The sequence below is a fragment of the Roseovarius pacificus genome, from assembly GCF_900142665.1.
Taxonomy (GTDB): domain Bacteria; phylum Pseudomonadota; class Alphaproteobacteria; order Rhodobacterales; family Rhodobacteraceae; genus Roseovarius; species Roseovarius pacificus.
The window spans coordinates 813,905-825,674 of sequence record NZ_FRBR01000001.1 but is presented as its reverse complement, the minus strand read 5'-3'; the positions used below and the strand labels follow the sequence as shown (position 1 = coordinate 825,674).

The following is an 11,770-nucleotide window of genomic DNA, read 5'->3' as shown; positions in this document are numbered from 1 at the left end:
CTCCTTTCGCAAAATGTCAGAGAGACGCTGCTTTTTTGATCGCTTCGCCACCTTTCATGATCAGCGGCATATGCGCGCCCTGGCCGGTCAGCAGATCGAGGTTTTCCAGCGGGTTGCCGTCCACGGCGATCAGGTCGGCAAACGCACCGGGCGCGATGGTGCCGATCTGCCCTTCCATGCGCAGCACCTTTGCGGCGTCCACCGTGGCGGAGCGGATCACCGCATCGGCAGGCATGTAACGGCCCCGCAGCGGGAATTCGCCCGATTGTTCGGTTTGCATCCCCCCCAGGAGGTCCGAGCCATAGCCCATGATAACCCCCGCCTTGTGCATCTTGCCCAGCCGTTCGAGCCCGGCCTCGCGCACGTCCGAAACCTTGGCCACGGATTCGGGCGGCAGGCCAAAATCGGCGCCGCAGCGCGCCAGGAGGTCATAGGTGATGTTGGTCGGAACCACGAAAATTCCGTCACGCGCGACACGTTCGATGGTGGCATCCGAAATCAGGTTGCCGTGTTCGATACACTCGAACCCGCAGTCGAGCGCCCGGACGATTGCTTCGTCGCAATAGAGATGTCCCGTTGCATAGGTGCCGAAACCCTTCGCGATTTCGACCATTGCCTTGAGTTCGTCGACCGAGAAAACCAGATATCCGATCGGGTCCGAGGGCGAAGACACCCCGCCATCCGCCATCGCCTTGATGAATTGCGCGCCGTTCTTGATTTCTTCACGCGCGGCGCGCTGGACTTCGGGGACCCCGTCGCAAATCCGGCCCATTGCTCCGAGGCGGTCATTGTACCAGCCGACATCGTGGTTGTTGTAGGGGCCGCGATAATCGGTATGGCCGCCCGTCTGGGACAAGGCCTTGCCGCAGATGACGAGCCTCGGCCCAACGAAATAGCCCTCGTCCACTGCCTGCTGCAATCCACGGTCCGCACCGCCAAGATCCCGAACGGTGGTAAAGCCGCGCATCAGCATATCGTTCATCAACCGGGCGCTTTTGGCGGCGATCAGGGAAGACGGAAGCGATGCGTTCAGGCCCAGATTGGCCGTGCTTGCCATCACGTGCACATGGCAATCGACAAGACCGGGAATGACGGTCAGCCCCTTGAGGTCGAGTTCGCCGTTTGCCTTGGCCGACAGCTTGGGGCCGACATCCGCGATCAGCCCGTTTTCGATGACGATATCGACCGGATCGGTTGGCTCGGGTTGCGTGCCGTCAACGATCCGGGCGTTTTTGACGAGGAGGTCGGCCATGTTTCATCGTTCCTTTTCGGCGGATGTGTCGAATATGAGAGTGGTCTTTGCTGGCGGTTCAGGAGGGCACCGGCCCGATTGCGCCCGGCAGGTCGACCGTCAGCTGGCTTTGCGGGTTTGCGACTGGTGCCAGCTTTGGATGTAGTCGAGCGTTGTCTGGAGGTCGACGACATCCACGTAGCGGCGACCGAGGTCGCGCAGGTTGTCGCGGTGCGGCTGTTCCTCGATGTCGCCGACGCAATCCTCGGGGACCAGCGTCCTGTAACGGTGACTGAATGAATCGATCGAGGAGGCACGGATACAGCCGCTCGTGTTGCAGCCCGTCACGATGACGGTATCGACGCGTTCCTTGGTGAAATAGTCGCTGACGTCGGTCCCGAAAAAGATCGACGGGCCCTTTTTGCAGACCGTGAGATCGTAGTCGGGATCGTAGATGCGCTCGTCGAAGGCCACGCTGGGATGGTCGCGGCGGAAGGTTTCGCGCACGGCGGTGATTTTCCAATAGGGCATTTCCCGCTCGTTCATGTAGGCGGTGTTGCAATTGGCCACCGGCACGCCGCAGGCGCGCGCCACCTTGAGCAGTTTTGCGGTGTTTTCGAGCGCCCGCATCACGAGGGGCGCGCCGCCAAGCGGATATTGCGCGTCGGTAAAGCCGATCTGAAAATCGACCACGACGATCCCCGGCTTGAAGCCCGTTCCCACGGGTATCTCGCCGTAGCTTCGATTCTTGTAATCGTCCGCATGTGCCATGTTTCGAACTCCCTGTGGCTGAAATTGTTTTCGAAAAGAGTATCCCTATCAAAAAAACAGTCAAGACTGTTTGTATTGCCCATGGCAAGTAATCGCATCTGTCCATCGGGTCAGATGCACTCCGGACGCGTGAGGTCAGGATGATCGGATTTGGTCGAGGGGCGGATCGTGAGTGGCGTGCTGGTATCCTGCGCGAAACCGGGCGAGCCTTGGCGGCTGTCGGCAGCGCCGATAGGGGCGGTCATCCGTTTTCGTTATCGCTGTGAAGGCATTACGGAATTTGTATTACACAATATGGATATAAGGTCGGGTTTCGGGTGAGACGTGCTGTTTGTCGTTATTAACAGGTATATTTCTTCTTGTTCATTGTTTCTATATATTGCAGCATGTGGTCATTAATACCTCAAAGCATCCATAATGTGGACTATATGCCGGTAACAAAGGACAGCGGTGGTGCGCAAAGTGTCGATCGGGCTCTGGCTTTGCTGGTCCTGGTCGGACAGGGCGCGGGTGCGCCGGTGCCTATCGTTGCATTGACCGAGGCGACGGGGCTCAGCCGGCCAACCGTGCGGCGGCTGATGCTTGCCCTGATGCGCTCCGGTATGATCGAACAGGATGCCGATACCCGTGCCTATTTTTTGGGCGCCGAGGCCTATCTGCTCGGGTTGATGGCCGCGCGGCGGGTGGATCTGCTGGGCGCTGCGACCGACAGCTTGTTGCGCTTGGCCGCCGAGAGCGAGGACAATGCCTATCTGTCGTTGCGGCGCGGTTCCTACGGTATTTGCGTTCACCGCGAAGAGGGCACCTATCCGATCCGCAGCCAGGCGCTCAGGACCGGGGACAGGCATCCTTTGGGTGTCGGAGCGGGTGGGATGGCCATTCTTGCGGCACTTCCCGATGGTGAACGCAGCGAAGTGCTGAACAGGATCATGCCGGAACTGGCCGAAGGATATCCCGGCTACACACCCGAGGTCGTCTCGGGCGCGGTCGCCAGGGCGCAGGAGCGAGGCTGGGCACTGAATCCGGGGCTGTACCTGCCCAATTCATGGGCCATCGGCATGGCCGTGCATGGCCCCGCCGGAGAGGTTCTGGGCGCGTTGTCGATTGCCGCGATCGACACGCGGATGCAGCCCGAGCGGCAGGAAAAACTGGCCGCGCTCTTGCGGCGCGAAGTGGCGCAGGTGGAGCATGCGCTATGTAAGGGAATTCAACCGGGCCGAAGCCCTGGATTATGAGAGGATCGAAGATGGACAATCAGCCGCAAATCGTGGGTTGGGCGCATACGAAATTCGGCAAGGCGCCCGAGGAAGACCTGACCGAACTGATGGGCGTGGTCGTGCCCGAGGCGCTGGATCATGCAGGAATTGGCGCAGCAGATGTGGATGGCATTTTCGTGGGGGCCTATAATAACGGGTTTTCCAAACAGGCCTTCGAGGGCGCGCTTGTGGGTATGGCGGTGCCCGAGCTTGCGCATGTTCCGGCGGTGCATCTGGAAAACGCCTGTGCTACCGGGTCGGCGGCGCTCTATGCAGCGCTGGATTTCATCGCTGCCGGGCGGGGCAGGATTGCGTTGGTCGTGGGCGGCGAAAAGATGACCGCCACGCCGGGGCCGGAAGTTGGGGATATCCTGCTGACCGCGTCATACCGCACCGAGGAGGGCGATATCGACGGCGGATTTGCCGGGGTCTTCGGGCAGATCGCCAACCGCTATTTCCAGCAGCATGGCGATCATTCGCAGGAACTGGCGATGATTGCGGCCAAGAACCACGAAAACGGAATGCGCAACCCCTATGCGCATATGCAAAAGCCTTTTACGGCAGAGTTCTGCAATACCGTCAGCGACAAGAACCCGCTGGTGGCCGGGCCGTTGCGCCGGACCGATTGTTCGCTGGTGTCGGACGGGGCGGCGGCGCTGATCGTGGCGCATCCCGATGTGGCCGCCGAGATGCGCCGCGCCATCGCGTTTCGCGCGCATAACCATGTGAATGATGTGCTGGCCTTGTCGCGTCGCGATCCCACCGAATTCGCAGGCCCCCGAGCGGCATGGGGCAAGTCGCTGGAACAGGCCGGTCTCACGCTGGACGATCTGGACATGGTCGAAACCCACGACTGTTTCACCATCGCCGAATTGCTGGAATACGAAGCCATGGGTCTGGCCGAGCGTGGCCAGGGCGGGCGCGTGATCCGTGAGGGCACCACTGCGCGGGACGGCAGGTTGCCGGTAAATCCGTCGGGCGGGCTCAAATCGCGTGGGCATCCCATCGGGGCGACGGGCGTGTCCCAACACGTCATGGCGTCGATGCAATTGATGGGCGAGGCTGGCGATATGCAGCTTGACGATGTGCAACTGGCGGGTGTGTTCAACATGGGTGGGGCGGCTGTGGCCTCTTACGTGTCGATTCTGGAGCGCGTGAAATGACCCGGAACCGTGATCCGAAACTGCCCTGGTCCGTGCGCAGCCATAACCTTGCGCATTTCCTGACGAAGAACGCCGCGCGACTCAGGGACCGGCCCGCGATCATCTGGGATGACACGACCCTGAGTTGGGGCGATCTGGACCGGCGTGTCAGCGCGCTGTCGGCGGCGATGCGGGACGATTACGGATTGCAGCCCGGCGACCGGGTGATGGTGCAAAGCCCCAACAACAACCAGATCACCGAAATCATGCTGGCCTGCTGGCGGATCGGGGCGGTCTGGGTGCCGTCGAATTATCGCCAGAGACCCGATGAGGTGGCCTATCTGGCGCAGAAATCCGACGTATCCCTGATGTTCTGTGAAGAGGGCTTCCCCGATCACGCCACCGCCTGCCTCGACGCCGCGCCGAGGCTGGAGCATGTGGTTTGCATCGGTCAGGGGTTCGGCACGGCATATGACGATCTGATCGCGCGTCACGCTGGCGTTCATGTTCCCGATGCGGCGGTGGATCGCGACGCGCCTTGCTGGCTGTTCTTTACCTCGGGTTCCACCGGGCGGCCCAAGGCCGTGGTGCTGACCCATGGCCAGTTGACCTTTACCGCGCTCAATCACTTGCACGATCTGACGCCGGGAACCACGCCCGAGGACATGAGCCTTGTGGTGGCGCCCTTGTCGCACGGGGCCGGAATGCACCAGCTGATGATGATCGCGGGCGGCGTGTGTTCGGTGCTCATGCCGTCCGGCAAGTTCGATCCGGCCAGAGCCTGGGCGTTGGTCGAGCGATACAGGATCACCAATATGTTCACGGTGCCGACCATCGTGAAGATGCTGACGGAACACCCGGCTGTCGATGAGTACGATCATTCCAGCCTGCGCTTCGTGATCTATGCGGGGGCCCCGATGTATCGGGAGGACCAGAAACACGCGCTGCGCAAACTGGGGCAGGTGTTGGTGCAGTATTTCGGCCTCGGCGAGGTGACGGGGTGCATCACTTATCTGCCGCGCGAGGATCATCATGTCGAGGATGGGCCGGACACGCGCCTCGGGTCGTGCGGGATCGAACGCACGGGGTTGCATGTCAGCATTCAGGACGATGACGGGTGTGAACTGAGCCCCGGTGAAACCGGCGAAATCTGCGTGGCCGGGCCGGCGGTTTGCGCGGGCTATTACATGGATGACGGCGCCAATGAAAAGGCGTTCCGCGATGGCTGGTTCCGCACCGGCGATCTGGGCCATATGGATGCTGAACGGTATCTGTATATCACGGGGCGGTCATCGGACATGTATATCTCAGGCGGCTCGAACGTCTATCCGCGCGAGATCGAGGAAATCATGCTGACCCATCCTGCCCTGTCCGAGGTGGCTATTCTTGGCGCACCCCATCCCAGGTGGGGCGAAGTGGGGGTTGCCGTGTGCACCTGCGAGCCGGGGCAGTCTGTCTCGCCCGAAGACCTGGCGCAGATGCTTGAGCAGAAGCTGGCGAAATACAAACTGCCGCATCACTATGTGTTCCTGGATGAGATGCCCAAGACGGGCTATGGCAAGATTACCAAGAAACTCGTCCGCGAAGAACTGGAAGCGCAGGGGATCTGGCCCGGAGAGGGGGCATGACCCGTGATGTCATCCGCCATCCCGGCCCGCCTGCGCCCAAGCCGTATGCGGTCGCGCGGGGGCAGGGGCGCAAGCTGCCCGTTACCTTGCAAGGCGGGCAGTCGTTGATGGATGCGGTTGCGGACGTGATGGAGAAGACCGGCAGCGACAGCGGGGTGATCGTTGTCGACGGGATGGACATCGGCCCTTACGATTACGTCATGCCGGGGCCGTCCGATGATGGGGTTCATGCGGCATGGTACAGCGCCACCCATCATGGATCGCACGCCCGTATCCGCCACGGATCGGCCATCGTGGGCAGGCGGGACGGGGCCTGGTGGCTGCATTGCCATGCGGTTTGGGAAGAAGGCGACAGCGTGAAATGCGGTCATCTTCTGCCTGACGATGTGACCGTGCCGAATGATGCCGGGGTCATGCTGTATGCCTTTAATGGGGGGGCGTTCGATGTTTCGTTGAACGAGGAAACATTGTTTCCCATCTTCCATCCCGTTGACGGGGCGTCCGACGGCAATGCCCTGATCGCCAAGGTGAATCCGCATCACGATATTCACCAGACCGTATCGCAGATCGTCCGGGACGCAGGTTTCGCGCGCGCCGAGGTGCTGGGGGTCGGGAGCCTGATCGGTGCCCGGTTCGAAGCAGGGATACCGATGGAGTCGCCCATTTCCGAGGTCATGATTACGCCCGGTGCGCAATGGGCCGAGGATGGGTTGCGCTTGCCGATGTATTGCGTCGATCCTGACGACGATCAGTTTTCAGGTGACATCGTTCCCGGTGGCGCGCCGGTTTGCGTGACCTTTGAATTGATGGTGATCGAGGCCGGCTGACCCCGATCACCGATATGCTTGTGCCGCCGCGGCTTTCACGTCACTTGCGCAGGGCGGGCAGGCCGACCCCTGTGCTTTGGAAGCCGCCGTCGACCGCCACGATCTGGCCGGTGACATAGCTGGCCTTGTCCGAGCACAGGAAGGTGATGACATTGGCCAGTTCTTCCTCGGTTCCGTAGCGGTTCAGCGGGATCGCGTCGTGATAGGCGTCGATGATGTCCTGTGTGTGCACGGCCATCGCCAGCTTGGTGCGTACCGGGCCGGGGCACACGCAATTCGCGCGAATGCCGTACTCGCCCAGTTCCGCAGCTTGCTGTTGCGTCAGGTGGATCACGGCGGCCTTGGAGGTGCCATAAGCGACCCGCAGGGTCGAGGCCCGCAGCCCGGAAATGGAGGCGATGTTCAGGATCGCGCCCTTGGTTTCCCTGAGCGCCGGTGTGGCGGCCTGCGAACACAGGAACACCCCATCCAGATTGGTTTCCATGACCCTGCGCCAGCGGGCGAAATCGGTGTCTTCGACCGGGCCGAAATCGGCCACGCCCGCGTTGTTGACCAGCGCGTCAATCCGGCCAAAGGAGGCCAGCGTATCGGTCACCATTGCCTCGGCCTTTTCCGGGAAGGAAATGTCGTAAGGCAGGCCAATCGCGCCTTCGCCCAGTTCGCCGAGCGCTTTTTCAAGTTCTGCCTCGTCGCGGTCGACGGCTGAGACAACATAGCCCTGTTCCAGAAACTGTTTGGCCGTGGCCAGCCCGATGCCGCGCGCGGCGCCGGTTACGATGGCGCATTTTTGCATGATCATTCCCTCTTGTTTCCCAGGCTACGCTACTATGAGCAACCGGGTTTGCAAGGTGGAAGTAAGCCGCCCAGGGCAGGTGCCGGACAGTCATAGGAAAGATGAATAGGCGGTCGGCCGGGAAAGAACATGGCGGCACGAATGCCGCCATGAGTCGAGGTCGTGAAAAGGGGCCGGACCGGCTTACATCGCGGCCTTGAACAGGGCCGTCAGGTTCTCTTCGGTCAGTTCGACGGGGTTGCCGCCACAGGACGGGTCCTTGATCGCGCCCCTGACCAGATCGGGGATCGTATCCTCGGTCACGCCAAGCGCGGCAAGCCCCTTGGGAACGCCCAGTTGGTCGTTGAACCGGTCCACAAAAGCGCGGAAGCCTTTGAAGCCGCCGTCAATGCCCAGATAGCCCGCCGCGCGCTCAAAGCGTTCGGCGATTTTCGGTGCGTTGAGGTCCAGAACGGCAGGCATGCACACCGCGTTGGTGGTGCCGTGGTGGGTGTTGAAATGTGCGCCAATCGGGTGGCTCATGGCGTGGATCGCCCCCAGACCTTTCTGGAATGCGGTGGCGCCCATCGCGGCGGCGCTCATCATGTGGGCGCGGGCCTCGATATCGGTACCGTCCTCATAGGCGCGCGGCAGGTTTTCGATGACCAGCCGCATGCCTTCAAGCGCGATGCCCTGGGACATCGGGTGATAATGCGGGCTGGAAAACGCCTCGACGCAATGGGCAAAGGCATCGAGCCCGGTGCCGGCGGTGATGGGTTTTGGCATGCCGACCGTCAGTTCGGGGTCGCAGATCACCGCTGCGGGCAGCATTTTGGGATGGAAGATGATTTTCTTCTCATGCGTCTCGGAATTGGTCAGAACGCCAGCGCGTCCTACTTCCGAGCCCGTACCGGCGGTGGTGGGCACGGCGATGATCGGGGCGATGGCATCGGCATCGGCGCGGGTCCACCAATCGCCGATATCCTCGAAATCCCAGACCGGGCGTGTCTGCCCGGCCATGAAGGCCACGCATTTGCCCAGATCGAGCCCCGAGCCGCCGCCAAAGGCGATCACGCCATCATGGCCGCCATCGTTATAGGCGGCAATCCCGGCGGAGAGGTTCTTTTCGTTGGGGTTGGGATCGACCTCGGAAAACATTGCGGCATCGAGCCCCGCCTTGCGCAGGATGTCCAGTGCTTGCTCGGTAATCGGCAGGCTGGCCAGCCCCTTGTCGGTGACCAGCAGGGGTTTCGAGATGCCCGATTGCGTGCAGGCGTCGGCGAGTTCCGCGATGCGGCCTGCGCCGAAACGGATGGCGGCGGGATAGGACCAGTTGGCAGTGAGTGTCATGTCGTGGCCTTCTTGAGGTGGTAGGATTTGGGACGTGTCAGGTTGTGATAGCCAATGACCGAAAGCGCACCGCCCCGGCCCGTGTTCTTGCAGCCGGTCCAGCACAATGCCGGGTCAAGGTAATCGGCACGGTTCATGAAGATCGTGCCGGTTTCGATGGCGTCGCCCACGCGGGCGGCGCGCGCCTCGTCCCGTGTCCAGAGCGAGGCGGTCAGGCCGAAGGGGCTGTCGTTCATCAACTCGATCGCTTCGGCGTCGTCGCGCACCGGCATGATGCCCACGACCGGGCCGAAACTCTCGTCGCGCATCACGCGCATGTCATGGGTGACCCCGGTCAGGATTTGCGGCGTCAGGTAGGTGCCGCCATCATCCTCAGCAAAGGGGGCGATATGGGCGGTCGCGCCGCTTTCCACCGCTTCGGCGATCTGTGCGCGAACTTCGGTGGCAAAGCGGGTATTGGCCATCGGGCCGATGGTGGTTTCCGGGTCCAGCGGATCGCCCAGCTTGTAGCCCCTGACGATCTCGACGGCCTTCTCGACAAAGCTGTCGAACAGGCTTTCATGTACGTAAATCCGTTCGATTCCGCAGCAGCATTGCCCCGAGTTGAACATCGCCCCGTCGATCAGCCCGGCAACGGCTGCATCGAGATCCGCGTCATCCATGGCATAGCCGGGGTCCTTGCCGCCCAGTTCCAGGCCAAGCCCGGTGAACGTACCGGCCGCAGCCTGCTCCATCGCCTTGCCGCCGCCAACCGAGCCGGTGAAGTTCACGAAATCGAACAGCCCTTCGGAAATCAGCGTCGAGGTGGTGCCGTGATCGAGGAACACGTTGCGGAAGACCGCCTCGGGGATACCGGCCTTGTGAAAGGCCTGCGCCATGCGCTCGCCCACCAATAGGGTTTGCGTGGCGTGTTTCAGCACCACGGTATTGCCCGCGATCAGAGCCGGGGCCACGGTGTTGATCGCCGTCATGTAGGGGTAGTTCCAGGGGGCAACCACAAAGACAACACCATGCGGGATGCGCTTGATATAGCGATGAAAATCGCCGTCGTTGGCGATTTCGATATCTGCAAGGCCTTCCTCTGCCAATTCGGCCATTTTCGAGGCACGTTCCTCGAAACCGCCGAATTCGCCGCCATAGCGCACGGGGCGGCCCATCATGCGCGCCAGTTCCGGCACGATTTCATCATTCATTTCGCCCACGGCCTTGACCCCGGCCATGACCAGATCAATGCGCTCCTGCAAGGGGCGGGCGGCCCATTCGGCCTGTGCGGCGCGGGTTTCGGCGATGGCGTCGCGGGCGTCTTGCGCGCTCAGCGTCTCGCGTGTGGCGAAAACCGATCCGTCGATCGGGGATGTGCAAGTCAGCGTTGTCATGGTATCCTCTGGGGTTCAGGTCAGGCGCGTTCGAAACCGCGCTGCAATTCGTAATCCGTAACGGCGCGGTCGAAATCCTCTTGCTCGACTTCGGCGGCGCGGGTGTAGTGATCGACCACGTCATCGCCCAATGCCTTGCGCAGCATGTCCGAGTTGCGGAAGGTTTGCGTGGCGCGGGCCAGCGTGTGCGGCACGTCGGGTATGTCCGTCATGCTGTACAGGTCGCCCTGCACCGGATCGGGCAGGTCGAGCTTTTCCTCGATCCCGGCCAGACCGGCGGCCAGTTGCCCGGCGCAGGCCAGATAGGGATTCATGTCTGAGCCGGGAATGCGGCACTCGATCCGCACGCCCTTGGTATTTTCACCCACAAGGCGGAACCCGGCGGTGCGGTTGTCGATGGACCATGCGGTTTTCGTGGGCGCGAAAGTGCCCGGCACGAAGCGTTTGTAGCTGTTGATATAGGGCGCCATCAGCAACATGCAGTCGGGCGCGTATTTCAGCAGGCCCGCCACGTAATGGCGCATGGTCTGCGACATGGAATAGGCCCCGTCGGCATCGTGGAACACGTTGCCGTCGTCATTGAACAGCGACTGGTGGATATGCGCGGCGCTGCCCACCTTGTCCGAGCGCCATTTCGGCAGGAAGGTGGCGGCGTGGCCCTGCTGTGCGGCGATTTCCTTGATCGCGTGCTTGGCCAGCGTGTGCTGGTCGCAGGCGGCCAGGGCATCGCCATAGCGGATGTTCAGTTCTTCCTGGCCGATTTCGGCTTCGCCCTTGGTGTTTTCAACCGGTATGCCCATGGCGTAAAGCGCATTGCGCACCGGGCGCATCACATGCTCTTCACGACTGGTGAACTGGATCGAGTAATCCTGATTGTATTTCACCAGCGTTTCCAGATCGCGGTAATCGCTGGCGCGGATTTCATCATAGGTCTTGGCGAACAGGAAAAATTCCAGTTCGGTCGCCATCATCGGGGTAAAGCCCATGGCGGCGGCGCGGTCCATCTGCGCTTTGAGGATCTGGCGCGGGGAATGCGGCACCGGTGCATGATCGTGGTGATCCAGATAATCGCACAGCACCATTGCGGTGCCTTCAAGCCACGGCACCGGGCAAAGCGTGGACAGGTCGGGTTTCATGACGTAATCGCCATAGCCCGACGCCCAGCTTGTCGAGGCATAGCCATCCGGGGTGGCCATTTCCAGATCGGTGGCCAGAAGGTAATTGCAGCAATGGGTTTCCTCGAACCCGGTCTCAAGAAAGTTCGAGACGTGAAACCGCTTGCCTGTCAGGCGGCCCTGCATGTCCACGGCGCAGGCGAGCACGGTGTCGATTTCGCCGCTTGCGGCCTTGGTTTTCAGCGCGTCCAGGGTCAGGGCTGTCATTTTGATTTGCTCCGTTCAGGCTTGGGGAAGGGGGC

At 61.7% G+C, this 11,770-nt stretch carries 11 protein-coding genes; 4 read left to right on the top strand and 7 right to left on the bottom strand.

The genetic code is table 11. The features are described from left to right. Window positions 1-16 precede the first annotated feature (16 nt). The 3 genes from BUB53_RS03960 to BUB53_RS23355 all read right to left on the bottom strand — a co-directional run bounded on the left by BUB53_RS03960 (window position 17) and on the right by BUB53_RS23355 (window position 2,247). The gene (locus BUB53_RS03960; protein WP_073032951.1) at window positions 17-1,252 is read right to left on the bottom strand and encodes a metal-dependent hydrolase family protein; all 1,236 of its coding nucleotides are present in this window, start codon (window positions 1,250-1,252) and stop codon (window positions 17-19) included. A gap of 99 nt (window positions 1,253-1,351) precedes the next feature. Then, the gene (locus tag BUB53_RS03955) at window positions 1,352-2,002 is read right to left on the bottom strand and encodes an isochorismatase family protein (protein ID WP_073032950.1); all 651 of its coding nucleotides are present in this window, start codon (window positions 2,000-2,002) and stop codon (window positions 1,352-1,354) included. A 110-nt stretch (window positions 2,003-2,112) separates the two neighbouring features. Further along, a complete protein-coding gene (locus tag BUB53_RS23355) occupies window positions 2,113-2,247 on the bottom strand; it encodes a hypothetical protein (protein WP_268238400.1) in 135 nt (44 codons plus the stop codon). Between the two features lie 183 nt (window positions 2,248-2,430). On the opposite strand from BUB53_RS23355, the gene BUB53_RS03950 reads away from it, so the two are divergent. Genes BUB53_RS03950 through BUB53_RS03935 form a run of 4 tightly spaced genes read left to right on the top strand, consistent with a single transcriptional unit; the run spans window position 2,431 to window position 6,855 of the window. Next, on the top strand, window positions 2,431-3,237 hold the full coding sequence (locus tag BUB53_RS03950; protein ID WP_073032948.1) for an IclR family transcriptional regulator: 807 nt from the start codon (window positions 2,431-2,433) through the stop codon (window positions 3,235-3,237). An 11-nt stretch (window positions 3,238-3,248) separates the two neighbouring features. Further along, window positions 3,249-4,421, top strand: coding sequence for an acetyl-CoA acetyltransferase (locus tag BUB53_RS03945; protein WP_143163121.1), 1,173 nt, complete (start codon window positions 3,249-3,251; stop codon window positions 4,419-4,421). Beyond that, entirely contained in the window at window positions 4,418-6,028 is a 1,611-nt protein-coding gene (locus BUB53_RS03940) for an acyl-CoA synthetase (RefSeq protein WP_073032943.1), read from the top strand. Before BUB53_RS03945 ends, BUB53_RS03940 begins: the two co-directional genes overlap by 4 nt. Further along, complete coding sequence (locus BUB53_RS03935; protein ID WP_073032941.1) at window positions 6,025-6,855, top strand: PPC domain-containing DNA-binding protein; 831 nt, start codon at window positions 6,025-6,027, stop codon at window positions 6,853-6,855. The genes BUB53_RS03940 and BUB53_RS03935 overlap by 4 nt, the downstream gene beginning before the upstream one ends. Before the next feature lie 40 nt (window positions 6,856-6,895). Here the strand turns inward: BUB53_RS03935 and BUB53_RS03930 are convergent, their stop codons facing one another. The 4 genes from BUB53_RS03930 to BUB53_RS03915 all read right to left on the bottom strand — a co-directional run bounded on the left by BUB53_RS03930 (window position 6,896) and on the right by BUB53_RS03915 (window position 11,735). Then, window positions 6,896-7,648, bottom strand: coding sequence for an SDR family NAD(P)-dependent oxidoreductase (locus tag BUB53_RS03930; RefSeq protein ID WP_373285761.1), 753 nt, complete (start codon window positions 7,646-7,648; stop codon window positions 6,896-6,898). Window positions 7,649-7,831: 183 nt separating this feature from the next. After that, window positions 7,832-8,977 carry an iron-containing alcohol dehydrogenase gene (locus BUB53_RS03925; protein ID WP_073032938.1) on the bottom strand — a complete coding sequence of 382 codons (1,146 nt, stop codon included), beginning with the start codon at window positions 8,975-8,977 and terminating at the stop codon, window positions 7,832-7,834. Continuing rightward, entirely contained in the window at window positions 8,974-10,353 is a 1,380-nt protein-coding gene (locus tag BUB53_RS03920) for an aldehyde dehydrogenase family protein (protein WP_073032937.1), read from the bottom strand. The genes BUB53_RS03925 and BUB53_RS03920 overlap by 4 nt, the downstream gene beginning before the upstream one ends. A 20-nt stretch (window positions 10,354-10,373) precedes the next feature. After that, window positions 10,374-11,735, bottom strand: coding sequence for a glutamine synthetase family protein (locus tag BUB53_RS03915; RefSeq protein ID WP_073032935.1), 1,362 nt, complete (start codon window positions 11,733-11,735; stop codon window positions 10,374-10,376). Window positions 11,736-11,770 lie beyond the last annotated feature (35 nt).